The sequence below is a fragment of the Methylocystis sp. genome (assembly GCF_051061225.1).
In the GTDB taxonomy this organism is placed as follows: Bacteria; Pseudomonadota; Alphaproteobacteria; order Rhizobiales; family Beijerinckiaceae; genus Methylocystis.
The window spans coordinates 1-25,626 of sequence record NZ_JBPFEB010000152.1; the positions used below are offsets into that span (position 1 = coordinate 1).

The following is a 25,626-nucleotide window of genomic DNA, read 5'->3' on the forward strand; positions in this document are numbered from 1 at the left end:
GCGCCTCTTCTTCAGCGCCGATTCGAACAGGCGCACGAGATCCTCAGCCTCTTCCTGCACCTCGACTTCGCTGTCGCGCAGCACGCGGAACGCGCCCTGGCTCCTGACCCGGTAGCCCGGGAACAGGCGCGAGACGAAAATGCCGACCACGGTTTCGAGCCTGATGAACCTGATCGCGCCCTCGCTCCCTCCGCCCGAAGGCAGTTGGATGAAGCGCGTGAGCTGCGAGGGGATCGGCATCAGAGCGTGCATGGTGCGCAACGACCCCTCGCGCACGAGCTCGAGCCCCAGCGTGAAGCCGAAATTGGGAATGAAGGGGAACGGATGCGCGGGATCGACGGCAAGCGGCGTCAGCACCGGGAAGATGCGGCTGAGAAAGTGGTCCTCCAGCCATTCGCGGTCCGCCTTCGAGACATCCGACGGCTCGACGATCGCAATGCCGACGTCCTCGATCTCCCGGCGCAAGTCACGCCAGCGGCGCAGTTGCTCATTGGTGAGGAGCACGACGCGTTCGTTGATCTTGGCGAGTTGTTCGGAGGGCGTCAGGCCGTCCTGCGACACCGCCGTGAGGCCGGAACGGATCTGCCCGCGCAGGCCGGCGACGCGCACCATGAAGAATTCATCGAGGTTATTGGCCGAAATCGACAGGAAGCGCAGTTGTTCGAGCAGCGGGTGATTCTTGTTCGACGCCTCCTCCAGCACGCGGCGGTTGAACTCCAGCCAGGACAGCTCCCGGTTGATGAAGCGGCGGGGAGAGTCCGCGAGTTCTTCCGGATGCTCCAGAATTTCTCCCGCCGGGTCCATCACCTCGATCGCGGCGACCTCGATCCCGGTCGCGCCGCGCGTGCTTTTTTCTTTCAGATTGGCCGTCATGCCGCTTTCCCGTTTTCCCCATCATGCCACAGCGGCCCCGCGGTCGGCACGTCAGAAATCACCCGCCGCCTCACTCCTCCGCCGCGTCCCCCGCGCCGGCGAAAGCCTCCAGAACCTGCGCGGCCAACGCCCTTGTCACCGGGCGCCGCTGGGCCAGCGCCTCCCGGTCTAGCGCCGCGACAAATGCGCGCGCCGCGTCGAACGACCGCTCCAGACGCAAGGCGGCGTAGGCCAGCGCGGGAGGCTCCACCAGCAATTGACGATCGCGGAAAAGCTTCTCCAGCACCGCGCGCATCAGCTCGTCGTCCGGGGCGCCAATTTCTACGACCGGCGCGCGACGCAAGCGTGACAGAAGATCGGGGAGCGTCACATCGGCGGCGGTCGCCCGCCGCCGGGCGCTCATCAGCAGGAAGACGCGGTGCTCCACCGCGAAATTGAGAAGATGAAACAGCGCCGTCTCGTCCAGCGCGCGGTCGACGTCGTCCAGCGCGATGGCTCCCGGAGCCGCGTCGACGAGCGCCGGGAGCGCCGGCAACTCCGAGGCGTCGGCCCGAAGCGCCCGCGCCCGTTCCGCGAAAATCGCCAGCAGATGGCTCTTGCCGCTCCCGGCGGGGCCGATGAGCGTCAGGATCGGGGCCGGCCAGTCGGGCCAGCGTTCCACCATCGCCAGCGCGGCCGCGTTGGACGGCGCCGCGAGAAAATCCTCCCGGCCGAAACGAGGCGCCAGCGGCAGCTCCAGCGGCAGCTGAGCGGGCGCGCGCACGCCCTCCCCCATGGGTCAGGCCCGGTCGCGCGCGTAGCGCTGCTCGCGATACAGCGCGCTCGCGCGATAGCGGCTGGCGAGAAAGCGCATCAGCGCCCCGAGCGCCGCGGCGGCCGGAACGGCGACGATCAGGCCGGTGAAGCCGAACAGCGCGCCAAAGGCCAGCAAGGCGAACATGATCCACACAGGATGCAGCCCCACCGAGGCGCCGACGAGGCGCGGCGACAGGACATAGCCGTCCATGATCAGGCCCGTGGTGACGATGGCGATGGCCTCTATCGGCAAATTGACATGCGGCCACGCCTGCACGATGGCGATGATGATGGAGAGCACGAAGGCCGTCAGCGAACCGACATAAGGGATGAAGCTCAGAAAGCCCGCGATCACACCGATCAGAAAGCCGAAGTTCAGCCCGATGGCCGAGAGGCCGACCGCATACCAGACCCCCAGGAACAGGCACACCAGCGACTGCCCGCGCACGAAACCGGCGAGCGCGCGGTCGATGTCGCGGGCCAGCATGCGCACGTCTTCGCGGTGGCGCGGCGGGATGAGATCGTCGATGATCTGCATCATGTGATCCCAGTCGAGCAGCATGTAGAAGGCCACGACCGGCGTGATGACGATCAGCGAGATGACATTGATCAGCGCATAGCCGCGCCAGACCAGCGACTTCAGGAAATCGCCGACGAGCGCCGCGCCCTGGCTGGCGAGATCGTTGAAATATTTCTCGACGTCGAGGTTCACCGCCGGCACGCCAATTCCGTATTTTTCGAGGAAATCCTTGAAAAAATCCCCCGAGAAACGCTCGCTCCACTCGATGACGAGGCCGTGCAGCGTTTGCAGATAGCCCGGCAGCGCGGTGAGGAAGCCGGCAAGCTGATGGGTGAGGATCGGCAGCAGCACCACCAGCGCCGTCACGACAACGGCGATGAAGACCGAAAGCAGCAGCAACGCGGCGCCCAGCCGCGACGCGCCCAGGCGTTGCAGCCGGTCGGCGACCGGATCGAGCAGGTAGCCCAGCGCCGTGCCTGCCACGAAGGGCGCCAGCACCGGGCTGAGCAGATAGAGCGCGGCCGCGAGCAGCGCGATCGTCAGCCCCCAGAGCATGAGCTGCCGCTCGAGGCTGAGGCCGGCCCATTTCACCGTGACCACGCGCGGCTGAAGCGCGGGCGCCGCCTTCGCGGCGGCTGAGGACAAATCCACGGCGTGTCGCGCCGCTCCGCCCGAGGGAGCGGCGGTGTGCTGCTGCTTCGCCATTGCTCAAGGCCTCATATGCTGGACCCAGAGCAACAGATAGACGGTTGCGGAGATGATGGTCAATGCGGCGACGCTCGCGATCAGCAGCGTTTCGATCATCGTCAACCGAAAACCGAAGGCCGCTCCGCCGAGAATGACGGCCGCGAGCGCGAGCTGCGCGGCGGTCGTGATCTTGGAGGCCACATGTGGCCGCACCTTCATCGGCCGCCCGAGGAACCAGGACACGCTGACGCCGCCGACAATCAGGGCGTCGCGGGAGACGATGAGGATCGCCAGCCAGACGGGCGCCTGCCCCATGATCGCGAGCGTCACGAAGATGGAGATGATCAGCGCCTTGTCCGCCAGCGGATCGAGCACCGCGCCAAGCTCCGACTGAAGGCTGAAGGTTTTCGCCAGCCAACCGTCGACGGCGTCGGACACCCCCGCCAGGACGAAGATGAAGAACGCCGTCCGCCAGTTTTCCTCGGACACCATGACAATCGCGACAGGCGTGAGCAGAAGCCTGGCGATCGTGATGAAATTCGGCAGGGAGGCGAACCAGCGGGAGGCCATGCAGGCTATCTGGCGCACCCCCGGCCCTTTCACAATCCCCGGCGCCTGCCCGTCTGCATGGCGAGCGCGGACAGGCCCAGCGCCAGCGCCACGAAGCCCAGCAAAATCGTCGAAATGGCGTTGATCTGCGGCGAAACCCCGAGCCTCACCTGCGAATAGATGCGCATCGGCAGGGTCGTGGCGCCCGGCCCCGTGGCGAAGCTCGCGATGACGAGATCGTCGAGCGACAGCGTGAAGGCCAGCATGAACGCGCTTGCCAGCGCCGGCGCCATCTGCGGCAGGGCGACAAGGACGAAGGCTTGCAGCGGCGTGGCGCCGAGGTCCATCGCCGCTTCCTCCAGCGAGGGATCGCAGCCGCGCAACGCGGAGAGTAGCGCGACCGTGGTGAAGCACATGGTGAGCGTCACATGGCCGATGACCAGCGTCGCAAAGCCGCGACCGACGCCGAGCGCCACGAAACAGGACAGCAGCGCGAGGCCGAGCACCACCTCTGGAAGCACGAGCGGCGCGTGGACCGCGCCGAAGAAGAGCATGCGCGAGCGGAAGCTACCGAAACGCGCCAGCGCCACCGCCGCCAGCAGGCCGAGAACGGTGGCGACGGCGCCGGAGAGAAGAGCGGCGGCGAGGCTGATTTTGGCGGATTCGATCAGCAGACCATTTTCGAGCAGCGCCGCATACCATTTGATCGAGAAGCCGCCCCAGACGGAGACGAGCCGCGAGGCGTTGAAGCTCATCGTCGCCAGTATGACGATGGGCGCGTAGAGGAAGACAAAGCCCACGGCCAGCGTCAGCAGACGCAGCATATTGGCGGAGCGGCTCACCGGCGCCCCTCCTCGTCCCGCAGCCGCGCCCGCTCCCACAACAGGAGCGGAACCAGCAGAATGGAAACCAGCGCAATGGCGACGGCCGAAGCGGACGGCCAGTCGTGATTGGCGAAGAAATCATTCCACATCGTGCGGCCGATCATCAGCGAGTCGGAACCGCCGAGGAGATCGGGGATGACGAATTCGCCGACCGCCGGAATGAAGACCAGCAGCGCCCCCGCGATGACGCCGTCACGCGACAGCGGCAGCGTCACGCGCAGAAAGACCTCGAACGGCGACGCGCCCAGATCGGCGGCGGCTTCTCGGAGGCTCGGGTCCTGCCCTTCGAGCGCGGCGTAGATCGGCAGCAACATGAAGGGCAGATAGGAATAGACGATCCCGACAACGACCGCGCCATTGGTCGCGAACATCTGAAGCGGCGCGTCGATCAGCCCGAGCGCCATCAGCGCATTGTTGATGAGCCCCTCGTCCTTCAGCAGCGCGATCCAGGCGTAGACGCGGATCAGGAAGCTCGTCCAGAAGGGCGCGGCGGCGAGTCCGATGAGAAAGGGACGCCATCGTATCGGACTACGCGCCATGGCCAGTGCGAAGGGATAGGCGACGAGCAATGTGAAGAGCGTCGAGACCGCCGCGATCCACAGCGAATTGACGTAGGAGTCGAAGTAGAGGCTGTCGACGACGAGCGCGCGGTAGTTTTCAAACGTCAGCGTCTGCGCCTTCGCCCACATCTGCGCAAGCGAGTCGGACGGCAGGAAGCGCGGCTCGTAGGGCGGCCGCGCCAGCACCGAATGCGACAGCGAGATTTTCGCGATCAGCAGCATCGGCGCCAGGAAGAAGGCGGCGATCCACACATAGGGGATCGCCAGCGTCAGCCGCTGGCCGAGCGAAAGCCGGCGCGGCGCGCTCATGCGCCCTCCGCAAACAGCGCGCCGGCGTCGGGCGCGATGGTCAGCCGCACATCGTCGCCAATTGAGAAACGCTCGTCATAAGAGCCGACGCGCAGCGCCACATCCGGCGCCACGCGGACACGCAGCAGCGTATATTCGCCGCGAAAAACGAAGTCCTCGACACGCCCCGCGATTCCTCCGCCCGCGCGCGACACGCCAATGCGCTCGGGCCGGACGCTCAGCGTCGCGCGCGCGCCGTCGGGCAGATCGCAGACCGCGCGCGGCAGCAGACCAAAGGCCGTCTCGAGCGCGCCCTCCCGCACGCGGCCGGCGATGAAATTGGTCTCGCCGACGAAATCCGCCACGAAACGCGTGGCCGGCCGTTCATAGATGTCGACCGGCGAGGCGATCTGTTCCACTCTGCCGGCGCGCATGACCGCGATGCGGTCGGCGAGCGCCAGCGCCTCGTCCTGATCATGGGTGACGATGACGAAGCTCGTGCGCGTCTTGCGCTGGATTTCCTTCAGTTGGAACTGCGTCTCTTCCCGCAGCTTGCGATCGAGCGCGCCGAGCGGCTCGTCGAGCAACAGCAGCGCGGGCCGCGGCGCCAGGGCGCGGGCGAGCGCGACGCGCTGGCGCTGGCCGCCCGACAGCTCGTTGACGCGCCGCGTCGCGAAGGCGGACAGCTGCGTCATCTCCAGAAGCTCGGCGACGCGCGACTGGATGGCGTCCCTGGCCTCGCCCTTGCGGCGCAGGCCGAAGGCGACATTCTCGAAGACGTTCAGATGCGGGAACAGCGCATAGGACTGGAACATCATGTTGACCGGCCGCCGGTAGGGCGGCACGCCGGAAAGATCGGCGCCATTGAGCGTCACGCGCCCGCTGTCGGGCGTCTCGAAACCGGCGATGCAGCGCATCAGCGTCGTCTTCCCGCAGCCCGACGGGCCGAGCAGCGCGAAGAACTCCCCCGCCGCCACGTCGAGGGAGACGCCGTCCAGCGCGGAGACCGCGCCATAGCGTTTGCGCGCCTCGACGACCGAGAGTAGCGGCGCGCTCACCTGCCGCCCTCCCGGCGCAACAGGGCGCGCCAATGGCGCACCAGGCTGTCGCTCGCGGGAACGTCTTCCAGCGTTTCGAGCCGCAGGCCGTCGACCGCCAGCGCCTCGATCTGCGCCCGCGTCAGCGGCCAGGGCGGGCCGTCGATCCTCTGCGCCTCATCACGGGCGCGGGAAATGACGAGCAGCGCGCCGCCCGGCGCCACGAACGACGCCAGCGCGCGCGCGGCATCGGCGAGCAGCGTGTCGGGCAACGCCTGAAGGGTGTACAGCTCGTGCACGAGGTCGAAGGCGCCGCGCCATTCCGGCGGCGCGTGGAAGAGATCGGCGGCGCGCCAGGTCACGGCGCTCTGCGGAAAGCGCCGCTGCGCCCAGTGGACGGCGCGCGGAACGAGGTCGAAAGCGGTCACCGCCGCGCCCGCCGCCGCGAGCGCCTCGGCGTTGTCGCCGAGACCGCAGCCGACGTCGAGCGCGCGCAGGCCGGCGAGCGACCGGCTCGCGAGCCATTCCAGAAGCAGGGGATGCGGCGCGAGGCCGGCCCAGGGCACGCCCGCCGGATCCTCGTCGGCCAGATCATAGACCGCCTCGAACCATTCGCGCCGATGCGGGTCGGCCTCCGCGCCGCCGGGGCGCTTGTGCGGATCGATGGCGTCGAGCCGCTCCCGCGCACGGGCGCGACGAGCGGGAAAATCAGCGTCGGTCATGATGGAGCCTTCGGTTCGCGCGCCTTTTCGACCCAGCGCCCCGACTCGTCCTGCTGCTGATAGACAAGCGTCTCCCCGGCGTCGCGCAACGCCTTCCATTGCGCGCGGGCGTTCAGCAATTCGTCGGGGTCTTCGCCGTTGAACAGCAGCACGGCGCGCAGACGCGGGGCCGCATGTCCCGCGAGCAGCGGCGCCATGTCGACGCCTTCGACAAAGATGCGAACATCGGCGGCGTTGGGATTCTCGTCAGTGGTGGTCAGATAAATCGGCTGCGTTTCGGGCGCGGGATCGGCCTTTGTGCCATGAGGGAGGAAGCTCTCCGGCCTGTACCGCCAGAGATGGTCGTCGAGGGCGCGCAACCGCGCCTCCGTCGCCGCCTGCACGGCGACACGCCACCCGCGCGACAGCGAGCGCTCCAGAAGAGTCGGAAGCGCATCCTCGACGCTGCGTGTCTTGAGGTGAAAAAAGGAGATTTCGACCATCGGCGCGCCCTCCGAACGGCGGCGAAGCCTTTGATGGCCAATCTCTCGCCGGCGCGCAAGACCCTGGGCGAGCGGGTCACAAGGGCCGTGAGGCGCTGGCGGAAATTCTCAGAGACGCCCGAAGCCGGACGCCCAGGCCGGCGGATCGCTGGCCGGGAAGGATTCGACGCCGGCCTCATAGACCGCGTCCTCGCCCGCCTCATAGATGAGCGCAACCTCGAGCTCACAGCGGATGCGCGCGCGGCGCGACAGCCGCTTCACCACCTGCTCGGCCTGCCCCATCTCCTCCGCGCTGTTGACGGCGCCCTTTATCACGACCTCCTCGCCATGGACTTCCATCAGCACGCGCGAGACGTCGACTCCGCTTTCCTGCAAGGCCTCCCGCAGGGCTGTCGTCACATCATGTAGCAACGCGCTCATGGGGTCCTCCTGACGCATGCGCCGCGGTCGAGGGACGCGCGGCGCATGGTTGTTTCGCTCGTCTACATATGCGCGGTCGTCACCCGGTCGGTGTCCTCCGTCATCAGGGCAAAGCCCGCCCACAGCATGATGATCGCCAGAATCAGATGGAGCCAGTTGTCGGGGTGATTGGCCGCCATGCCCATCGCCGCCAGCGAATTGAGCGAGATGAAGCCGAAGATGGTGATGATGGCGTAGATCACGCCGAGGACCCGCAGGGTGATCACCGGCGCATTGTAATAGGGGCTGGCGAGCAGAATGCCGCCCGTCACAATGTGCACGATGTTGTGGAAGGTGTTGACCTCGAACAGGCCGCGATAGGAGATCAGCGGGTTCGGGATGAAGCCGAGAATGCCGACAATGATGAAGATCACGCCAAGGGTTTTCGCGATGGCGTCGGCGTTCCAGCCCCTGACGGCATAGCTGCGTTCCATGGGAGGTTCCTTTCGCTGCTGCGCTCCGGCCCCCTGCGCGGGGCCGATCATGAGGGGACGCGCGCGCAATCCCCTTGCGTCCACAACGCCTACAGGTGGGACGCAGCGAAGGGTTTTCAAATAAATTTCAGGTGCTTGGGCGAAGCCGCGCGAAGACCTTCAAAATAACAGGCGGCGGGCCTTTCCTGGGACCCGCCGCCCTGCATCTCACAGCGTAAGTGTCTCGCGAACGCCGGAGAATTTCGCGCGATGTGTTCAGAGACCGGCGAGATAGCTCGTCGGATCGACAGGGGTGGCTCCCTTGCGCAGCTCGAAGTGGAGCTGCGGCGAGCCGACGTTGCCGCTCTGGCCGGATTTGGCGATCGTCTGGCCGCGCTTGACCGTGTCGCCGCGTTTCACCTCCAGCTCGCCATTATGGGCATAGGCCGTGACGAAGCCGTTGGGGTGGCGGATCAGAACGAGATTGCCATAGCCCTTCAGCTCGCTGCCGGCATAGGCCACCTGCCCGCCTTCCGCGGCCTTCACCGGCGTGCCCTCCGGCACGGCGATGTTGATGCCGTCGTTGCCGCCGGACGAGAAGCCCTGAATGATGCGGCCCTTCGCCGGCCAGCGGAATTCCGGACGATCCGGGTCGCTGGTCGAAACCTTGGTCGCCTCCTCCGCCTGCGCCGGAGCCGGGCTCGCGGCCGCCGTCGTCTTCTCGACGCTGCGCGCCGGTTCGGCAGGCTTCTCCGCGGCGGCGGTCTTCGCCGGCTTCTCGGTTTTCGCCACCGGCGCGGCCTCTTCGGCCTTGGCCAGCTTTTCAGCCTTGGCGGCGTCGGCCTTAGCCTGCTTTTCCGCCTTTGCGGCGTCGGCCTTGGCCGTCATATCGGCCTTGGATTTGGCCTCGGCTTTGGCGGCCTTTGCGTCCGCCTGCTTCGCCTCGGCGAGCTTTTTGGGATCAACCGCCTTGGTCGCGGCGGCGACGCGCGCCTCCTCGGCCGCCTTGTCGGCTTCCGCCTTCTTGGCGCGCTTGGCGTCCTGTTCCCTCGTCAGCGCTTCCGCTTTCCTGGACTTGGCGTCCTCGGCCGCCTTCGTCTTCTCGGACGCGGACGCGACCTTCGGTTCCGGCTTGGCCACGGGCGCGGCGGCGACCGGCGCGGCGACCCGGGCCGGCGCGGCGGGGGTCGACGACGCGACGGCGCCGGCGCGATAGACCGGGATGATCAGGCGCGCGCCCGGCTGGACCTGCGCGGCGTTGCTGTAGCCATTGGCGCGCAGCAGCGCGTCCGGGGGAACGCCGTAACGGGTGGCGAGCATGGTCGCGGTTTCGCCGGGGCCGACGGTGACGGGCGTGCCGCCGTCAGAGGTCCAGTGCGAGAGGCCGGCGCCGCCGGACGCCGGGGCGGACGCCACCGGCGTCGCGGCGCGGGGCGCCGTGGGCTGGGGCTGCGGCTGGGCCGAGGCGACAGGCGCGTTCGTGGCCGGAAGCGGTCGCGACTCGACGCGACCCGGCAAGGGGGCCGGAGCCGCCTCCCCGCCATCCGCCGGCGCGGCGATCGAGCCGGTTGGCGCACGATCCACCCCGCGTCTGGCGACCTTGGTCGCCGACCCTGAAGAGAATGGATCGGAGAAGGGATCGGAAAAGCGCGAGGCGTCCGAACAACCCGCCATGAGCGCCGCCGCTCCGGCAGCCATCATAAGTCGCACCGCGACCCGCGAAAAAGCAATCTGACGCTGAGTAAACATGACGCGACCCACTCGCACGCACCGACAACGAACTCGGTTCTACGCGACGGGGAGTTAAGGAGCCGTTTAAGATGAATCCGCCTTCTTCGCTTCGATGAAAAACTTGCGCGTCCCGGCAATCAACGATTACAGCGCCTTGGCGAGGCCCATGGCCGCAAAGCCAAGGCTGTCCGGGCCGAGATTGGTCTCCCGCAGCTCGCCGCTTTCCGTCAAATCAAGCTTAATCAAGCGTTGTCGCGGACGCTTCTCACCCGCCTTTTTCTCGCTCGAAACGTAAACGAGCGCGCCGCCCGGCGCGAGCCGCCGCGTCAGCGCGCCGGGCGCCTCCTCCAGAGCGGCATGGAGAATGATGCGGTCGAAATCGCCGAGATCCGGGTCGGGGGCGAGCCCGTCGGCGTGGCGCACGACGGCATTGTCGACGCCGAGCCCCGCCAGCCGCCGCGCCGCCTCGATCGCGAGCGTCGAGAACCGTTCGAGCGTCACCACCTCGCGCGCCAGCCTCGCAAGAATGGCGGTCCCATAGCCGGAGCCGGTCCCGACCTCCAGCACGCGATGGCCGCGGCCGATCCGCAGCGCCTCGATGCGGCGCGCGAGACCGGAGGGGCGGGCCATGGTCTGCCCGCAGGGGAGCGGCAGCGACATGTTGTGATTGGCGAGATCGCGGAATCTGAAGGGCGCGAAAGCCTCGCGCGGAACGGCCTCGAAGGCGCGCATCACGGCGATGTCCCGCACGCCCGCCCGGCGCATCGCGAGGAGCAGCGCGGCGCGCTCCTCGGCGGCGGCGCTCACCTCGACCGGCTCGGTCACGGATGATCCTCGAAGACAGCCGCGAGCCGCGTCACGGTGGGATGATCGGTGAGATCGAGTTGCAGCGGCGTGATGGAAATCTTCTTCTCGTCGATGGCGAGGAGATCGCTTCCCGGTCCCGGCGTGAAATTCCCGCGCTGAAAGGAAATCCAGTGATAGGCGTTGCCGCGACCGTCCTTGCGGTCGTCGATCGTCATCAGATCGTTGCTGCGCCGCCCCTGCATCGTCACGGCGATCCCCTTGACCTCATCAGGCAGGCAATTCGGAAAATTCACGTTCATGAGCACATTGCGGGGGATGCCCGCCTCGAGCAGCCGGCGCACGATGGCCACGCCATGCGCCTCCGCGCATTCCCAGTGAATCGTGCGACGCCCGGCGAAGAAATCATAGACCTGCGACAAAGCGATGGCGGGGATGCCGAGAATCGTCGCCTCCATGGCGCCGGCGATGGTGCCGGAATAGGTGACGTCCTCCGCAATGTTCTGACCGCTGTTGACGCCGGAGATCACAAGGTCCGGCGGGTGGTTGAGCATGATCTTGCGGACGCCCATGATCACGCAGTCGGTCGGCGTGCCTTTCACCGCGAAATGACGCGGCGAGATTTCGCGCAGGCGCAGGGGGTCGTTGAGGGACAACGAGTGTGCGACGCCGGACTGCTCGAACTCGGGCGCGATGACGAACACGTCATCGGTGAACGCCCGAGCGATCTTTTCGGCCACAGCGAGGCCCGGGGCGTGAATTCCGTCGTCATTGGTGATCAGAATGCGCATGCAGACGGCTCTCTCCGGGCGACCGACACAACCCCGCCCCTCCCCTTCGCGGGGAGGGATGACTTACGCCCGGCCGCCCGATGCTGACTAGGCTTCGTAATTGTCCTTCACCAGACGATCCAGCAGGCGGACGCCCCAACCGGAGCCCCAGCTCTGATTGATGTCGCTCGCTGGCGAGCCCATGCCCGTGCCGGCGATGTCGAGATGCGCCCACGGGGTCTTGCCGACGAAGCGTTGCAGGAATTGCGCGGCGGTGATGGACCCCGCGTGGCGCCCGCCGGTGTTCTTCATATCCGCGAATTTCGAGTCGACGAGCTTGTCGTAGGCCGGCCCCATCGGGAATCGCCACAGCTTCTCGCCGGTCGCGGTTCCCGCTTTGGTGAGGCGCTCGGAGAGTTCGTCGTTGTTGGAGAACAGGCCGCCATACTCCTGGCCGAGCGCCACGAGGATCGCGCCTGTCAGCGTCGCCAGATCGACGATCGCCGCCGGCTTGTGCTTCTCGATCACATAGGTCAGCGCGTCGGCGAGGACCAGACGACCTTCCGCGTCGGTGTTGATCACCTCGATCGTCTGGCCCGACATGGACCTGACGATGTCGCCGGGACGCTGTGCCTTGCCGTCCGGCATGTTTTCCACCAGGCCCAGCACGCCCACGACATTGGCCTTGGCCTTGCGCGCCGCAATGGCGTAGAGCGCGCCCGTCACGGCGGCGGCGCCGGCCATGTCGCCCTTCATGTCCTCCATGGAGGCCGAGGGCTTGATCGAGATGCCGCCGGTGTCGAACACCACGCCCTTGCCGACGAACGCGATCGGCGCGGCGTCGGGCGCGCCGCCGTTCCAGCGCAGCACGACGAGCCGGCTCTCGTTCTCGGACCCCTGCCCGACGCCCAGCAACGCGCGCATGCCAAGCTCGGCCATCGCCTTTTCGTCGAGAATCTCGACTTCGACGCCGAGCTTCATCAGTTCGGAGGCGCGGCGGGCGAATTCGGCCGGCGACAGCACATTGGCCGGTTCATTGACGAGCGTGCGGGCGAGAACGACCGCCTCGGCCGTCTGGCCGGCCCCCGAGACGAGGGCGCGGGCGCTGTCCGCATCGGCGACGGCAAGCTTGACCTCGATCGGCCCGTCCTTCTCGTCGTCCTTCTTTTTCGTCTTGTACTGGTCGAACTTATAGGCGCGCAGCCAGCCGCCGAGCGCGAACTGCGCCGCCGCCTCGGCCGGTTCGGCGGGCGCCTCCGGCAGGTCCAGCAGCACGATCGCCGACGCGCCCGTCCCGATCTTGGCCGCGGTCTGGCCGCCAAGGCCGAGATAGTCCTCGAACTTCACGGGCTTGTCGGCCTCGTCGGAGCCGCCGGCCCCGACGCCGATGACCAGCAGCCGGCTCACGGCCAGACCGGCCGGCGCCAAAATCTCCAGAGACGAACCGGCCTTGCCCTTGAATTTGGCGGCCGCGGCGGCGCGCTCGATCTGGCCCTGCGCGTCCTTGACCACCGCCTTGGCGCGCGCGCCCAGCGCGAGCTCCTTCCCGGCGAAGACGACGAGCGTGCGCGGCCGGGCGGCGTCCTCCGGCGCGCCGAGCGCGGCTTCGGCGTCGTCGAAGGACAGAACCTCGAATTTGGCGTTGAGCGACATGAAGAGCCTCGTGTGGGGCGGCCCGGCGACTGGCCGCGCTATAGGGACATTGGGCGCGCAATATCCCGGCCAAGGGCGCGGGTCAATTCGCGCCCCCAAATCGCCGGAATCGGCCGGATATATGCCAGCGTTGCCCAAAAGCAACGCTTGAAAATTGAATGCCTTGACTGCGGCTCCGCCGGTCATCGGCCGCTTGCCTGGACCGCCGCAAACGTCTAGCCATTCCTTAAGGAATGCTGAAGTGCGGCGTTCGCGAGTCATCTTGGAAAGGGACAGCCGGAGGCCGATGGCGACGATGAGGCGAAGCTGCGCGCCGCTCGGTCCGGCCTGTCCCGCCGCCGGAGCGCGGCCATGATCGGCGTGACGATAACCCGCTATTTCGCCATGCGCTTCATGCGCACGATTCTCGCCATCTTCTTCACGATCTTCTGCCTCACCTTCGTCGTCGTCTTCGTCGAGATGCTCCGTCGCGCGAGCGACAATCCGGCGGCCGGGGCGGGCGTGGTGGCGCTGATGACCGCGATGAAGGTGCCGGCGGCGGCCGAGATGATTCTTCCCTTCGCGGTCCTTTTCGGCTCCATGGCGACCTTCGTCGATCTCACCCGCAAGCTGGAGCTGATCGTGGCGCGCGCGGCGGGCATGTCCGTGTGGCAGTTCATCATGCCGGCGGCGCTCACGGCGCTGGTGATCGGCCTGGTATCGGTGACGATCTACAATCCGCTCTCCGCCGAGATGAAGCTGCGCTCCGACCAGATGGAGTTCGAGCTGTTCGGCCGGCCTGGCAGCGTGCGGGTCGATCACGGCGTCTGGCTGCGCCAGCATGGAGTCGACGGGGCGGCGGTGCTCCACGCCATGCAGGCCGTCAACGCCGGAACCACTCTGGCCGGCGTCAGCGTCAACGTCTATGCGCCAAGCGGCGCCTTCGTCGAGCGCATCGAAGCCGACAAGGCGCATCTGGAGCCCGGAGTCTGGGTTCTCGAGGAAGCCATGGTCAGCGCGCCCGGCGAGCCGGCGCGGCGGGTCGGCTCCTATCTGCTCGCCACGGACATGACGCCCGAGCAGGCCGCCGCCGCCGCGACGCCGGCCCAGGGCACGCCATTCTGGGATCTGCCCGGCGTCGCCGAACGCACCGCCGAAGCGGGCCTCGACGCGACCGAATACAGGCTGCAATTCCAGACGCTTCTGGCGCGGCCGCTGCTGCTCATCGCGATGGTGCTGGTGTCTGCTAGCTTTTCGTTAAGGTTCTTTCGATTCGGCGGGGTCGCCAAAACCCTTTCCGGTGGCGTCGTGGCTGGCTTCGTGCTCTACATCGTTACGAAAGTCCTTTCAGATCTCGGTGGCGCGGGCATGATCAGTCCCCTTGTGGCCGCCTGGTCGCCTGCGCTTGTCGGGAGCATGTTGGGCACGCTTACTCTGCTCTATTCGGAGGACGGCTGATGCGGGATCGCCGCCTCCGCTTCATCTCAGCGCTGATGTCGAGCGCCGCCGTTCTGTTCGGCGGCTCCTCCGTCCTCGCCGCGTCGACGGGCGTCGCGCCGCAGGACCCCGGCGCGCGCATGGTCGTCGAAGCCAAGGAGATGGTTTACGACGAGAAGAAGAACATCGTCACCGCGCAGGGCCAGGTCCAGATCCTCTACAAGGGCCGGCTGCTGGAGGCCGATCGGGTCGTCTATGACCGCAACACCTCGCGCGTTTACGCGGAGGGCCACGCCCAGCTCACCGAGCGGGACGGCACGGTCGCGCGCGCGGACCGGTTCGATCTGACGGACGACTTCCGGAACGGCTTCATCGAGAGCCTCCAGGTCGACGCCGCCAACGACACCCATTTCAGCGCGCCGCGGGCCGAGCGCGCGGAGGACATCACGACCTTCGACATGGGCTCCTACACGGCCTGCGACGCCTGTAAGGACGACCCGTCGAAGCCGCGCACCTGGCAGTTGAAAGCCAAGCGGATCATTCACGACAACGCCGAAAAGACCATCTATTACGAGGACGCGACCTTCGATCTTCTCGGGGTTCCGATCGCCTATGTGCCGTTCTGGTCCTCGGCGGACCCGACCGTGCGGCGCAAATCCGGCTTTCTCACGCCGGTGCTCAGCTTCCGCCAGGCGCTGGGCGCCGGGGTCGGCGTCCCCTACTTCCTGAACATCGCGCCCGATACCGATCTCACGATCACGCCCACCTATTTCTCGCGGCAGGGCCCCTATCTCACGGGCGAGTTCCGCAAGCGCTTCGAGAACGGCGTGATGACGTTCCGCGCCGAGGGCACGCATGTCGGCAATCCGGGCGCCTTCGCCCCGGCGCCCTATGGCGCCGGCGATCGCCGCTGGCGCGGCGCCCTGCAAACGACGGGCGACTTCTGGCTCAACGACCGGTGGCGGGCCGGCTGGGACATCACCGCCCTGTCGGACCGCTTCTACCTGCAGGACTACAAGCAGTACAATTACCTGCTGCAGAACTACTACTTCCGTGAATCGTCCTCGACGATCTTCCTGACCGGCCAGGGACCGCGCAGCTATTTCGACCTGCGCGGCTATTATTTCCAGGTTCTCTCGCCCAGCGACGTGCAGGCGCAGCAGGCGGTCGTGCATCCGGTTCTGGATTACAACCGCGTCTTCGACATCGATCCGGCGAAGACCGCCGGGATCGGCGGTCAGGTCGAGGTCGACGGCAATGTGACCAGCACCTCCGCGGCGGTCGCGATGTACGAGTCGATCAATCCGCGCACGCTCGACTCGATCTACGGCCTCTACAATGTCTGCCAGCTCTACCAGCGCAGCACCATTCCGGCGAACAGCCAGTGCCTGCTGCGCGGCGTCGGCGGCGATTATCAGCACGCGACTCTGAGCGGCGCCTGGAAGCGCAAGGTGATCGACCCGGTCGGCGGCGTGTGGACGGCGTTCGCCTTCTCGCGCTTCGTCGGCAGTTATCTCGATTTCGACCGCCAGGGCCAATATCCGATCTACAACAGCTTCTGGCAGCCGATTCCGAACGGCAATCAGGGCCTGTTCTTCGACGGGCAGGATCAGCGATTCCGCGGCCAGGCGCTGCCGGGGATGGGCGCCGAATGGCGCTACCCGATCCTGGCCCACACGCCGCTGGGCGGCGTCGTGGTCGAGCCGATCGTGCAGATCGTCGCGCGTCCCAACGCGACGTCGATCCCCTCGCTCGTCAACATGGACGCGCAGAGCCTCGTCTTCGACGACTCGACCCTGTTCGAGTGGAGCAAATTCTCGGGCTATGACCGCTTCGAGACCGGCACGCGCCTCAATTACGGCGGTCAGGCGACGATGTCCTTCGCCAATGGCGGCTTCGTCAACGCCATGGTCGGCCAGTCCAGCCAGCTCGCGGGCGCCAACCCCTATTCCACTGCCGACGCCGCCAATGTGGGCCTGAACTCCGGTCTGGATTCACGCGTCTCGGACATCGTCGGACGCTTCGCCTTCGCGCCGACATCTCGCGTCAGCTTCATCGCGAAGGGACGGTTCGACAAGGACAACATGGTCGCGAAGCGCATCGATCTGGTCTCGACCTTCAAATTCGATCCGCTGACGCTTCAGTTCCAATACGCCAATTACGCCTCGCAGCCGGCCATCGGCTTCGACGTGCGGCGCCAGGGTCTCTGGGCGAGCGGCCGTTACGACATCACCAAGAATTACTTCCTGAGCGGCTCGGTGACCTTCGACATGAGCCGTTATCTCTACAATGGCCTGACCGCGAATCCGGTGCTGTTCTCAACCTACACCGGCACCAATCTGACCGGCACGGCGCCGGTCTTCTCGGTGGCGGCGCTCGGCGCGGGGATCGGCTACCACGACGAATGCACCACGGTCGCGATCAACTATTCACAGCTCTACCAGCCGCAGGCGAATACGGGCCTGCCGGCGCGTAATCAGGCCGTCATGCTCTCCGTGCAGTTCCGCACGCTGGGCGAAGCGCGCTTCAACTACGGCCTCGGCTCGACGCTCGTGAACGACGGCGTGCGCAACCCCACAGGCATGGGCGCGGGCAGCGTGAACACGGGCAGCATCGGCGCCAGCTCCGCCATTCATTGACGCGTCGCCGCCAATCGGCGGGCGTCAATGACAGGCGCCCGGACGTCTGATAGAAGCGCGTCACGCAATTTCACGCGCATCAAGGAGAAAATAATGCGCCTTCCCCTCATCCCGGTCGCCGCCGCCCGGCGGGCGCTTGCGCTCGCGGGCGTCGCCGCGGGCGTCGCTGTCGCGGCGCCCCTGCCGGCGCCCGCCGCCGACGTCTTCACGGCCCCGCAGAAGGCGGGGGTCGAGAAGATCGTCCACGACTATCTCGTCGCCAACCCCGAAGTGATCCGCGAGGCGATCGACGAGCTGAAGAAGCGGGAGGACGCCGCGGAACTCGCCATGCGCGAGAAGGCCGTCAACGAGAATGGATCGGCCATCACCAATTCGGCCAACCAGGCGGTCGTCGGCAATCCGGAAGGCGACGTCACGCTCGTCGAATTCTTCGATTACAACTGCGGCTACTGCAAGCAGTCGCTGGCCTCGGTCGCCAAGCTGATCGAGGGCGACCCCAAGCTGCGCGTGGTGCTGAAGGACTTCCCGATCCTCGGCCCCGATTCGGTCGAGGCCGCCCATGTCGCCACCGCCGCCCGCATGCAGTTGTCGCGGGACAAGTTCTGGGAGTTCCACAAGAAGCTGCTCTCGACGCGTGGTCACATCGGCAAGGCGCAGGCCGTCGCCGCCGCAAAGGAAGTGGGCGCCGACATGGACCGTCTGGAGAAGGACGCGAACAGCGCCGAGACCCAGGCCGCGCTGAAGGAAGTCGCGACGCTCGCCGAGCAGCTCAAATTCGACGGAACGCCCTCCTGGGTCATCGGCAGGGAGGCGATCGTCGGCGGCGTGCCCTATACGCAGCTCAAGACCAAGATCGACAACGTGCGCAAATGCGGCAAAACCGCCTGCTGACGGCCGCGAAACCGGAATGATCCGCCCGATGAGCCCGCCCGCGGAAACGCGCGGCGGGCTTCCTTTGAGCCCATAATGAGGCTAAGAGAGACGGCGCCTCGCGCTTTGAGGTTTCCCGGTCGTTTTTCAGGAACGCAATGCCAGCCGTACACGTCCTCAACGGTCCGAATCTCAACCTCCTGGGCAAGCGCGAACCCGCCATCTACGGCACGGCGACTCTCGACGATATTCGCGCCGAACTCGACGCCCGCTGCAAGGCGCGCGGCGTCGACCTGGTGTTCCGGCAATCGAACTGCGAGGGCGATGTGATCACCTGGATTCAGGAGGCCGGCGCCGCCGGCGCGCCGGTCATTCTCAACCCCGGCGCCCTGACCCATACCTCCATCGCGCTCTATGACGCGATCAAGGGCGCCGAGGCGTCGGTGATCGAAGTCCATCTCTCCAACATCCATGCGCGGGAGAGCTTCCGCCACCACTCCTATGTTTCTCCCGCGGCGCGGGGAATCATCGCGGGCTTTGGCCCCCTTTCGTATTTTCTGGCCCTCGAGGCCATTCTCGCCAGCATCTGAGAAAGACCTGAGAAACGCCATGGCGCGCAAAGCAAACACGCCTTCCAAACCCACGCGCGGCCGCCCCTCGGCCAAGCCCCGCACCGCGGTCGTCGCCGAGTCCGACGGCAATGGCTCCCCGGCGAGCGCCGCGGCGCCGCTGATCGACCCGGCGCTGCTGCGCACCATCGCGGAACTCGTCGCCGCCAGCGATCTGACCGAGTTCGAGGTCTCCAAGGGCGATCTGCGCATTCGCGCCGCCCGCACCCCCGCGCCCGCCCTTCCCACGACGGTGACCATCGCCGCGCCGCCCGTCGCGCCGGCCTATGCCCCGGCGCCGCTCGCGGCCCACGCGCCCGCCCTCGCCGCGTCGAGACCGGCGCCCGCCGCGCCGGTCATCGAGGAATCGCCCGCCGATCATCCGGGCGCCGTGAAATCTCCGATGGTCGGCACCGCCTATCTGCGGCCAAATCCCGACGCCAAGCCGTTCGTCGAGATTGGCGCGCGGGTTTCGGCCGGCGACAAGCTGCTGCTGATCGAGGCGATGAAGACCTTCAACGACATCGTCGCGCCGAAGTCGGGCGTCGTGACCGCCATCATGGTCGAGGACGGACAGCCGGTTGAATATGGCGAACCTCTCCTCGTGATCGAATAAGGGTCGCGGATGTTCGACAAGATCCTCATCGCCAATCGAGGCGAAATCGCCCTGCGCATCCTGCGGGCGGCGAAAGAGCTGGGCATCTCGACCGTCGCCGTGCATTCCACGGCGGACGCGGACGCGATGCATGTGAAGCTCGCCGACGAGTCGGTCTGCATCGGCCCGCCGGCCGCGCGCGACTCCTACCTCAACATCCCCGCGCTGCTCTCCGCCTGCGAGATCACCGGCGCCGACGCCGTGCATCCGGGTTACGGCTTTCTCTCCGAGAACGCGCGCTTCGCCGAGATCCTCGAAGAGCACAACATCACCTTCATCGGCCCGAAGTCCGAACACATCCGGCTGATGGGCGACAAGATCGAAGCCAAGGCCACGGCCAAGCGGCTCGGCATCCCCTGCGTTCCCGGCTCAGACGGGCCGGTGCTGGGGGAAAAGGAGGCGCTCAAGGTCGCCCAGAAAATCGGCTTCCCGGTTCTGGTGAAGGCGGCGTCCGGCGGCGGTGGGCGCGGCATGAAGGTGGCGCGCGACGCGGCCGATCTGGGCGTGGCCATGGCCACCGCCCGCACCGAGGCGAAGGCGGCCTTCGGCGACGACACGGTCTATATCGAGAAATATCTCGAAAAGCCGCGGCATATCGAGTTCCAGGTGTTCGGCGACGGCAGGGGCGCGGCGATCCATCTGGGCGAGCGCGACTGTTCGCTCCAGCGCCGCCACCAGAAGGTGTTCGAGGAAAGCCCCTCCCCGGCGCTCAATGACACGCAGCGCCGCGAGACCGGCGAGGTCTGCGCCAAGGCGATGCGCGAACTGCAATATTCCGGCGCGGGCACGATCGAATTTCTCTACGAGAACGGCGAGTTCTATTTCATCGAAATGAACACGCGCATTCAGGTGGAGCACCCGGTCACGGAAGCCATCACCGGAGTCGATCTGGTGTGTGAGCAGATTCGCGTGGCCGCCGGGTCGCCGCTGTCGATGAAGCAGGAAGACGTGGTGTTCTACGGCCACGCCATCGAATGTCGCGTCAACGCCGAGCACCCCACGACCTTCCGTCCCTCGCCGGGCCGCATCGCCTATTACCACCCGCCCGGCGGCGTCGGCGTGCGCGTGGATTCGGCGGTTTACCAGGGCTATTCGATCCCGCCGAATTACGACTCGCTCATCGGCAAGCTGATCGTGCACGGCCGCAACCGGACGGAGGCGCTGATGCGCCTGCGGCGGACGCTGGACGAATTCATCGTCGACGGCATCGACACGACCCTGCCGCTGTTCCGCACGCTGGTCCGCAACGCCGACGTGCAGAACGGCGTCTATGACATCCACTGGCTGGAGCATTTCCTGGCCACGGGCGGGATCGAGCCGGGGTTTTGACATCTGCCGCCGACCTCCCCGTAAAGGGGAGGGATGAGCGCACGCAGATGCGCCCTTGTCCTGAGGGCGCGGCGAGACCGCTAGCCTACGAAGCGCATCCTCCCCGGACACGAAGGGCAAAAAAGAGAAGGCTCCAAAGAACGGGAGCCTTCTCCAGCCACCCGGCGGGACCGAAGCCCCGCCGTGCAACAGGCCTTACGGAGTCGTGCACTTTGCGTCGCGGGTCGCCTGCGTCCAATATGGATTGGGATACCGGGTGTAGGCGATCAATTGACAGAGGCCGAACATGAAGTTCGGATTTGTCTGATCCCAGATGTTGGAATGCGTAGCTCCGTTGAGCGGAAAGTACGAACATTTCTCGCTTCCAAGAGCGGCGTTATAAGCCGGCGTTGTGCAGGAAGTCGTTAGGTCTGTCGCTAGATTTACGGATTTCAGGAAGGCGGTGATATATTGTGGCCCTGTCCAGACCGTCGAGCTGGAGGGCCCAAAAATATCATCCGCGGTCCCAACCGCAATGTTGATTGGCCTGCCCGAATTTACGAACTTGTTGAAGTTGTCGGTCTTATTGACGAAGTATGCAACATTCGTCGTCTTGTCTGACATGATCGCCTCATTCGCCCAGGGCGTGGTGAGATGATTGGAGTTAGCGGGTTGAGTCACGCCATCGCAACGTTTGTCGAAGAGGGAAGACGAGACCTGCCGGACCAAGCTGCCTTGCGTCGAGTGCGTGCAAGACTCATACGCGTTGCCGCCAGCGGGTCCGGCAACCAGAAGCGCACGCGCCAAATTTGCGAGAACTGGATCAGTGTCAACCAGCGGATATATGTCGATCATCTTGGCGCCAAACAGGGCGCCGGCGCTTCCGCCGAGATAGGCATATCTTGGAAGTGTTTTATCCGTGCGTTTGTAAAAATTCAAAATCTTGTCAATCACATCGTGAACGTTTTGGGCGCCGAAAGAGAGGCGCCCCTCCGGCGTCGCCGTGCTACTGACGCCGGTCAGATAGTGAGAATTGCCGACAATGGTAATCATTCGGACGCAAAGCTGGCCCAGGCGTTTGCCTAAATTGTCAACCTGGCCCCGCAATGTCTTGTTGGCGTCGGCCGTGAGATCCGGAACATCGAGCATGCCCTCGTTTCCCAGGAAATACAGGACGAGTGGCGCGTAACTGGGGTCCTTCCCGGGGCACTCGGATGTTGTGATGAACGTGTCATCCGACCACCCCGTGATCGAATAGCCGCTGGGGACGGAGACTGTGCCTATACTCGTCTGGGCGGCGCCGGCGCCGTCCGCCGCTGCGACGCATAAGGTTGCGGCGATTGCCGCAGCTTTGAAAATCGTCTTCATCATATCCTCACTTCGATTATTGCACGTCAAAAAACGATCGGCGGATTCGTAACTCGCGAACCCGCTCCCTTGTCGTCCCCAACGCTTCTTAAACTTAACTATAAACGGCAAAGCGCGCGCTCGGGCGAAAAGCCGCAGGCCCCCTTTTCCCGGAATCGGCGATGAAGCCAAATATTCGAACCAGACCGGATCGTGATTCGGTTTTTGGGAGCGGCGCCACGAACGGAGAAGCGGCATCCCTCAGGCGTCTAAACGCTCGCCAAATTGCGCTCCTGCGCTATTCTGCCCTTATGTCTCGTCCGGGCGCCCCTTACGCCATCACGCCGCATCTCCTGCTGCGGGCCTACTCCATCGGGCTCTTTCCCATGGCGGAGAGCGCGGAGGACGACCAGTTGTTCTGGGTCGATCCGGAAAAGCGCGCGATTTTTCCGCTGGAGACGTTCATCGTCTCGCGGTCTCTGGCCAAGACGGTGCGGTCCGACCGCTTCGAGGTGACGGTCGACCGCGACTTCGACGCCGTCATCGACGCCTGCGCCGCCCCGGCGCCGGAGCGGGAAAAAACCTGGATCAACACCGAAATCCGCCGCCTCTATCGTGAGCTGTTCGACATGGGCTTCGCCCATACGGTCGAATGCCGCCGCGACGGACGGCTGGTTGGCGGCCTCTATGGCGTGGCGCTGCGCGGCGCCTTTTTCGGCGAGAGCATGTTCCATCGCGAGCGCGACGCCTCCAAGGTCGCGCTGACCCATCTCGTCGCGCGGCTGCGGGCGGGCGGTTTCCAGTTGCTCGACACACAGTTCATGACAAGCCACCTCGCCACGCTGGGCGCGATCGAGATTTCGCGTGAAGCCTACCATCGCTTGCTCGAGGAGGCGCTGGTGGTCCAGGCGAACTATTTTGTCTGGGACCGGGACGCGCAGGTGAGCGGCCGTCAGGCGCTGGAGGCGCTGGAGGATTAGGCCGACGCCCCGTCCCTGTCCCTCCCCCGTTTCACGGGAGAGCGGACGCTCACGATCAGCGCGCTCGATGAAGGCCCGCATCTGCCCCCTCTCCCGCGCAGCGGGGAAGGGTTGGGGAGGGGGTCAACCCACCCGAAACCTCTATCAGAACGGGAAGAATCCGCCTCCGCCCTGCGGTTCCGCCGGCGGCGCGACGGGCGCGGCGCGGCGCTTCTTTTTCCGGCCCGGCGCGGGTTGCGCGGCGTCGCCCGTTGCGGCGTCCGCCGGCGCGGGCGCGGCTTCGACGGCGGGCTGCGGCGGCGCGGAATCCGCCGGGCCGATCGGAGCGTTCTCCACAGGCGTCGGCGCCTTCGGCTCGACCTTGCGGGATTTCTTCTTCTTGCCGCTGTCGGGCGCTACGGCGGCGTCCGCCGGGGCCGGGGCCGAGGCTGCGGCGTGGGCCGCCGGCTGGGCGGGCGCCGCGGCGGCCACGGGGGCGGCTTCCTTGCCGCCCTTGCAGTCGATCAGCCACACGTCATAGACCGGGTGCTCGACGCCATGCAGGCCCGGGCTCGCGGCGAACATCCAGCCCGAGAAAATCCGCTTGGCTTCCTGCCGGGCGGCGTCCGGTTTGCCCTGCTCCTTGACCTCCAGCCGGGCCTGCCGCTCCTGCTTGGGAATCGTCTCGTCGACCTCGACGAAGCTCGTCGTCTGCGGCGCCTCGGTCTGGGGGCGCGTGTTGCAGACGCGCGGCGTCACGTTGAGCGAGCCGAACTGCACCGTCTCGTCGATGGCGACGTCGAAGTTGATGATGCGGCCGGTCGTCTTGTCGAGCCCGGCGAAGACGGCGGTCGGATGGCGGATGGGCTCGGCGAAAGCGGCGCCGGAGAGCGCCGCCGCACAGGCGCCGAGCGCCAGACCGTAACGAAGCGAAAGGACCATTGACTCACCACGCCGCGCCAGGGCGGCCAGAGGAAAGGACTGGCGACTGTAAATCAAAGAAGAAAGGCCTTTCCATGGACGCGGACAATCTCGCGCTTTCCCTCGCCGGACCGGCGCCTGCCTGGGCGGAAAGCGCTCCGGAGGATCAACCCTCCGGACGCCAGGCCACGTAATCGCCGCCGGTGGGCGTGCGCTCGCCGGTCGAAAGCTGCGAGCCCGGGGGGCGGTAGGCCAGCGGCGTGCCGGTCATGTTGGGCTGATGCGGCAACTCCCACTCCCTTCGGACGTAGTTTTCCTGCGTCGGAGGGGTGTCCACCGTGTGGTGCAGCCAGCCATACCAGCCCTGCGGAACGGCCGAGCCTTCGCAATAGCCGTTGAAGATGACCCAGCGGCGTTCGACGCCGAGCGCCTTGTCCTTCTTCCCGCCGCGGCGGCGGTAATAGACATTGCCGAACTCGTCGGTCCCCACGCGCTCGCCATAAAGGATGGTCCACAACCCCGTGGAGAGGGTCGCCTTGTTCCACCAGGTGAAGAAACGGACGATGTAGGACATGCAGTGATCGGCCTCTTGCTTGCGGCGCGCGACGCGCCGGCCCGTCGGCGTCGTTGCGCCCCTTATGGCGTCGCCGGGCGGCGAAGTCCAGTCTATCTGGAGATGAAGGACCCAAACGCGCGGGGTCCGTCGCCGGTCTCCGCCTTTCCGGTCACCTGCAGGGTTCTGGCGTCAATGGCCCAGAGTTCGTTGGAGAACCAGTTGGCGACATAGACCCGGGCGCCGTCGGAGCTCGCGGCGATTCCCTCCGGATATTCCCCCACCTTGACCTCTCCCGCCGGGGCGAGGCTTGCGGCGTCGAACACGCTGACCGCGTCGGCGTGTTGGTCCGCCACGAAAATGCGGCCCGACGCCAGCGCCACCGTATAGGGGCGGCTCGCGGTTTTCATCGATCCGATCACCTGGCGCCGGGCGAGGTCGATCACGCTGACGTCGTCCGATTCCACATTGGCCGTGTAGGCGCGCGCCCCCACGGAGTCGATGGTCACGCCGAAGGGATGCTTGCCGACGGGAACCGTCGCCACCCGCACGAAGGTCGCCGCGTCGACGAAGGAGACCGCATTGTCGTCACGGTCGGCGACAAGCAGGGTCTTGCCGTCCGGCGTGGCGGCCACGCCGGAGGCCATGGCGCCCACGGCGACTTCGCGCGTCGGACCGCTCTCCGGATCGATCTCGACCAGCAGCCGGTCATAGGCGAGCGTCGCGTAGAGCCGCTTGCCGTCCGGCGACACGGCGAGGCCCAGAGGCGCGCCCTTGAGTGGGATTTTCCTGACAACCGCGCGTGCACGGGCGTCGATGACAGATACGAACTGGCCGTCCGGGCTCGACACATAGACCCGCGCTCCGTCTGGACTGACCGCGACCCCCGCAGGCTTGCCGCCGACCGGCAGCGTCGCGACGGTCTTCATGGCGGTCAGGTCGACGACGCTGACCGCGTCGGCGCTCTGGGCCGTGACATAGGCCTCGTCGGCCAGCGCGGGCGCGGCGAGGACGAGAGTCAGAGCGAGCAGCGCCGCCCTCCCCCTCTCTGCGCTCACGGGGAGAGGGCTGGGGCGAGGGGCAAGGCCGCGCGTGGCGATGGCGGGAAGATGTGGAAACATTC

25 protein-coding genes and 1 pseudogene are annotated in these 25,626 nt (G+C 66.5%); 7 read left to right on the top strand and 19 right to left on the bottom strand.

Annotated features, from left to right (window positions below; genetic code table 11):
- From ACR652_RS26265 to ACR652_RS26335, 15 genes and pseudogenes are all read right to left on the bottom strand, one after another.
- Nucleotides 1-873, bottom strand: a pseudogene (locus ACR652_RS26265) (RNA degradosome polyphosphate kinase); the annotation flags it as partial.
- A 70-nt stretch (nucleotides 874-943) separates the two neighbouring features.
- A complete protein-coding gene (locus ACR652_RS26270) occupies nucleotides 944-1,648 on the bottom strand; it encodes a hypothetical protein (RefSeq protein WP_434509429.1) in 705 nt (234 codons plus the stop codon).
- Nucleotides 1,649-1,651: 3 nt separating this feature from the next.
- A complete protein-coding gene (locus ACR652_RS26275; RefSeq protein ID WP_434509430.1) occupies nucleotides 1,652-2,893 on the bottom strand; it encodes an AI-2E family transporter in 1,242 nt (413 codons plus the stop codon).
- A gap of 3 nt (nucleotides 2,894-2,896) precedes the next feature.
- Nucleotides 2,897-3,445: a CDP-alcohol phosphatidyltransferase family protein gene (locus ACR652_RS26280; RefSeq protein WP_434509431.1), complete on the bottom strand. Its 549-nt coding sequence runs from the start codon at nucleotides 3,443-3,445 to the stop codon at nucleotides 2,897-2,899.
- Between the two features lie 29 nt (nucleotides 3,446-3,474).
- A complete protein-coding gene (locus ACR652_RS26285) occupies nucleotides 3,475-4,266 on the bottom strand; it encodes an ABC transporter permease (RefSeq protein WP_434509432.1) in 792 nt (263 codons plus the stop codon).
- Nucleotides 4,263-5,177, bottom strand: a complete 915-nt coding sequence (locus ACR652_RS26290) for an ABC transporter permease (protein ID WP_434509433.1) — start codon at nucleotides 5,175-5,177, stop codon at nucleotides 4,263-4,265. The genes ACR652_RS26285 and ACR652_RS26290 overlap by 4 nt, the downstream gene beginning before the upstream one ends.
- Nucleotides 5,174-6,214, bottom strand: a complete 1,041-nt coding sequence (locus tag ACR652_RS26295) for an ABC transporter ATP-binding protein (RefSeq protein ID WP_434509434.1) — start codon at nucleotides 6,212-6,214, stop codon at nucleotides 5,174-5,176. Before ACR652_RS26295 ends, ACR652_RS26290 begins: the two co-directional genes overlap by 4 nt.
- Nucleotides 6,211-6,915: a class I SAM-dependent methyltransferase gene (locus ACR652_RS26300; protein ID WP_434509435.1), complete on the bottom strand. Its 705-nt coding sequence runs from the start codon at nucleotides 6,913-6,915 to the stop codon at nucleotides 6,211-6,213. The genes ACR652_RS26295 and ACR652_RS26300 overlap by 4 nt, the downstream gene beginning before the upstream one ends.
- Nucleotides 6,912-7,397 (bottom strand): DNA polymerase III subunit chi, encoded by a 486-nt coding sequence (locus tag ACR652_RS26305; RefSeq protein ID WP_434509436.1) that lies wholly within the window; start codon nucleotides 7,395-7,397, stop codon nucleotides 6,912-6,914. The genes ACR652_RS26300 and ACR652_RS26305 overlap by 4 nt, the downstream gene beginning before the upstream one ends.
- Before the next feature lie 108 nt (nucleotides 7,398-7,505).
- Complete coding sequence (locus ACR652_RS26310) at nucleotides 7,506-7,817, bottom strand: BON domain-containing protein (protein ID WP_434509437.1); 312 nt, start codon at nucleotides 7,815-7,817, stop codon at nucleotides 7,506-7,508.
- 62 nt (nucleotides 7,818-7,879) lie between these two features.
- Entirely contained in the window at nucleotides 7,880-8,290 is a 411-nt protein-coding gene (locus tag ACR652_RS26315; protein ID WP_434509438.1) for a DUF4383 domain-containing protein, read from the bottom strand.
- A gap of 255 nt (nucleotides 8,291-8,545) precedes the next feature.
- On the bottom strand, nucleotides 8,546-9,943 hold the full coding sequence (locus ACR652_RS26320; RefSeq protein ID WP_434509439.1) for a peptidoglycan DD-metalloendopeptidase family protein: 1,398 nt from the start codon (nucleotides 9,941-9,943) through the stop codon (nucleotides 8,546-8,548).
- Between the two features lie 201 nt (nucleotides 9,944-10,144).
- Entirely contained in the window at nucleotides 10,145-10,825 is a 681-nt protein-coding gene (locus tag ACR652_RS26325; RefSeq protein WP_434509440.1) for a protein-L-isoaspartate O-methyltransferase family protein, read from the bottom strand.
- Complete coding sequence (gene surE / locus ACR652_RS26330) at nucleotides 10,822-11,595, bottom strand: 5'/3'-nucleotidase SurE (protein WP_434509441.1); 774 nt, start codon at nucleotides 11,593-11,595, stop codon at nucleotides 10,822-10,824. Before surE ends, ACR652_RS26325 begins: the two co-directional genes overlap by 4 nt.
- An 87-nt stretch (nucleotides 11,596-11,682) precedes the next feature.
- The gene (locus ACR652_RS26335) at nucleotides 11,683-13,227 is read right to left on the bottom strand and encodes a leucyl aminopeptidase (RefSeq protein ID WP_434509442.1); all 1,545 of its coding nucleotides are present in this window, start codon (nucleotides 13,225-13,227) and stop codon (nucleotides 11,683-11,685) included.
- 351 nt (nucleotides 13,228-13,578) lie between these two features.
- Here ACR652_RS26335 and lptG point away from each other — a divergent pair, with 351 nt between their 5' ends.
- From lptG to accC, 6 genes are all read left to right on the top strand, one after another.
- Entirely contained in the window at nucleotides 13,579-14,664 is a 1,086-nt protein-coding gene (lptG, locus tag ACR652_RS26340) for an LPS export ABC transporter permease LptG (protein ID WP_434509443.1), read from the top strand.
- The gene (locus ACR652_RS26345) at nucleotides 14,664-17,282 is read left to right on the top strand and encodes an LPS-assembly protein LptD (protein ID WP_434509444.1); all 2,619 of its coding nucleotides are present in this window, start codon (nucleotides 14,664-14,666) and stop codon (nucleotides 17,280-17,282) included. The genes lptG and ACR652_RS26345 overlap by 1 nt, the downstream gene beginning before the upstream one ends.
- 93 nt (nucleotides 17,283-17,375) lie before the next feature.
- Complete coding sequence (locus tag ACR652_RS26350) at nucleotides 17,376-18,173, top strand: DsbA family protein (RefSeq protein WP_434509445.1); 798 nt, start codon at nucleotides 17,376-17,378, stop codon at nucleotides 18,171-18,173.
- 137 nt (nucleotides 18,174-18,310) lie between these two features.
- A complete protein-coding gene (gene aroQ / locus ACR652_RS26355) occupies nucleotides 18,311-18,742 on the top strand; it encodes a type II 3-dehydroquinate dehydratase (RefSeq protein WP_434509446.1) in 432 nt (143 codons plus the stop codon).
- Between the two features lie 19 nt (nucleotides 18,743-18,761).
- Nucleotides 18,762-19,376, top strand: a complete 615-nt coding sequence (gene accB / locus ACR652_RS26360) for an acetyl-CoA carboxylase biotin carboxyl carrier protein (RefSeq protein WP_434509447.1) — start codon at nucleotides 18,762-18,764, stop codon at nucleotides 19,374-19,376.
- A 9-nt stretch (nucleotides 19,377-19,385) separates the two neighbouring features.
- Complete coding sequence (gene accC, locus ACR652_RS26365) at nucleotides 19,386-20,744, top strand: acetyl-CoA carboxylase biotin carboxylase subunit (RefSeq protein ID WP_434509448.1); 1,359 nt, start codon at nucleotides 19,386-19,388, stop codon at nucleotides 20,742-20,744.
- A 195-nt stretch (nucleotides 20,745-20,939) separates the two neighbouring features.
- On the opposite strand, the gene ACR652_RS26370 is transcribed toward accC, so the two are convergent.
- Nucleotides 20,940-22,094, bottom strand: a complete 1,155-nt coding sequence (locus tag ACR652_RS26370; protein WP_434509449.1) for a hypothetical protein — start codon at nucleotides 22,092-22,094, stop codon at nucleotides 20,940-20,942.
- A 287-nt stretch (nucleotides 22,095-22,381) separates the two neighbouring features.
- Between ACR652_RS26370 and aat the strand changes: the two genes are divergently transcribed.
- Nucleotides 22,382-23,050 (top strand): leucyl/phenylalanyl-tRNA--protein transferase, encoded by a 669-nt coding sequence (gene aat, locus ACR652_RS26375; protein ID WP_434509450.1) that lies wholly within the window; start codon nucleotides 22,382-22,384, stop codon nucleotides 23,048-23,050.
- A 144-nt stretch (nucleotides 23,051-23,194) separates the two neighbouring features.
- Here the strand turns inward: aat and ACR652_RS26380 are convergent, their stop codons facing one another.
- The 3 genes from ACR652_RS26380 to ACR652_RS26390 all read right to left on the bottom strand — a co-directional run bounded on the left by ACR652_RS26380 (nucleotide 23,195) and on the right by ACR652_RS26390 (nucleotide 25,624).
- Nucleotides 23,195-23,971, bottom strand: a complete 777-nt coding sequence (locus ACR652_RS26380) for a DUF2155 domain-containing protein (RefSeq protein ID WP_434509451.1) — start codon at nucleotides 23,969-23,971, stop codon at nucleotides 23,195-23,197.
- Between the two features lie 145 nt (nucleotides 23,972-24,116).
- Nucleotides 24,117-24,524, bottom strand: coding sequence for an NADH:ubiquinone oxidoreductase subunit NDUFA12 (locus ACR652_RS26385; protein WP_434509452.1), 408 nt, complete (start codon nucleotides 24,522-24,524; stop codon nucleotides 24,117-24,119).
- A 92-nt stretch (nucleotides 24,525-24,616) separates the two neighbouring features.
- Nucleotides 24,617-25,624 (bottom strand): YncE family protein, encoded by a 1,008-nt coding sequence (locus tag ACR652_RS26390; protein ID WP_434509453.1) that lies wholly within the window; start codon nucleotides 25,622-25,624, stop codon nucleotides 24,617-24,619.
- Between the last annotated feature and the right edge of the window lie 2 nt (nucleotides 25,625-25,626).

Bases quoted from the DNA above. Each gene is read 5' to 3' on its own strand.
- ACR652_RS26270 (WP_434509429.1), bottom strand. From the start codon at position 1,648: ATGGGGGAGGGCGTGCGCGCGCCCGCTCAGCTGCCGCTGGAGCTGCCG.
- ACR652_RS26275 (WP_434509430.1), bottom strand. From the start codon at position 2,893: ATGGCGAAGCAGCAGCACACCGCCGCTCCCTCGGGCGGAGCGGCGCGA.
- ACR652_RS26280 (WP_434509431.1), bottom strand. From the start codon at position 3,445: ATGGCCTCCCGCTGGTTCGCCTCCCTGCCGAATTTCATCACGATCGCC.
- ACR652_RS26290 (WP_434509433.1), bottom strand. From the start codon at position 5,177: ATGAGCGCGCCGCGCCGGCTTTCGCTCGGCCAGCGGCTGACGCTGGCG.
- ACR652_RS26300 (WP_434509435.1), bottom strand. From the start codon at position 6,915: ATGACCGACGCTGATTTTCCCGCTCGTCGCGCCCGTGCGCGGGAGCGG.
- ACR652_RS26305 (WP_434509436.1), bottom strand. From the start codon at position 7,397: ATGGTCGAAATCTCCTTTTTTCACCTCAAGACACGCAGCGTCGAGGAT.
- ACR652_RS26310 (WP_434509437.1), bottom strand. From the start codon at position 7,817: ATGAGCGCGTTGCTACATGATGTGACGACAGCCCTGCGGGAGGCCTTG.
- ACR652_RS26315 (WP_434509438.1), bottom strand. From the start codon at position 8,290: ATGGAACGCAGCTATGCCGTCAGGGGCTGGAACGCCGACGCCATCGCG.
- ACR652_RS26320 (WP_434509439.1), bottom strand. From the start codon at position 9,943: ATGGCGGGTTGTTCGGACGCCTCGCGCTTTTCCGATCCCTTCTCCGAT.
- surE (WP_434509441.1), bottom strand. From the start codon at position 11,595: ATGCGCATTCTGATCACCAATGACGACGGAATTCACGCCCCGGGCCTC.
- ACR652_RS26335 (WP_434509442.1), bottom strand. From the start codon at position 13,227: ATGTCGCTCAACGCCAAATTCGAGGTTCTGTCCTTCGACGACGCCGAA.
- lptG (WP_434509443.1), top strand. From the start codon at position 13,579: ATGATCGGCGTGACGATAACCCGCTATTTCGCCATGCGCTTCATGCGC.
- ACR652_RS26345 (WP_434509444.1), top strand. From the start codon at position 14,664: ATGCGGGATCGCCGCCTCCGCTTCATCTCAGCGCTGATGTCGAGCGCC.
- ACR652_RS26350 (WP_434509445.1), top strand. From the start codon at position 17,376: ATGCGCCTTCCCCTCATCCCGGTCGCCGCCGCCCGGCGGGCGCTTGCG.
- aroQ (WP_434509446.1), top strand. From the start codon at position 18,311: ATGCCAGCCGTACACGTCCTCAACGGTCCGAATCTCAACCTCCTGGGC.
- accB (WP_434509447.1), top strand. From the start codon at position 18,762: ATGGCGCGCAAAGCAAACACGCCTTCCAAACCCACGCGCGGCCGCCCC.
- accC (WP_434509448.1), top strand. From the start codon at position 19,386: ATGTTCGACAAGATCCTCATCGCCAATCGAGGCGAAATCGCCCTGCGC.
- ACR652_RS26370 (WP_434509449.1), bottom strand. From the start codon at position 22,094: ATGATGAAGACGATTTTCAAAGCTGCGGCAATCGCCGCAACCTTATGC.
- aat (WP_434509450.1), top strand. From the start codon at position 22,382: ATGTCTCGTCCGGGCGCCCCTTACGCCATCACGCCGCATCTCCTGCTG.
- ACR652_RS26380 (WP_434509451.1), bottom strand. From the start codon at position 23,971: ATGGTCCTTTCGCTTCGTTACGGTCTGGCGCTCGGCGCCTGTGCGGCG.
- ACR652_RS26385 (WP_434509452.1), bottom strand. From the start codon at position 24,524: ATGTCCTACATCGTCCGTTTCTTCACCTGGTGGAACAAGGCGACCCTC.
- ACR652_RS26390 (WP_434509453.1), bottom strand. From the start codon at position 25,624: ATGTTTCCACATCTTCCCGCCATCGCCACGCGCGGCCTTGCCCCTCGC.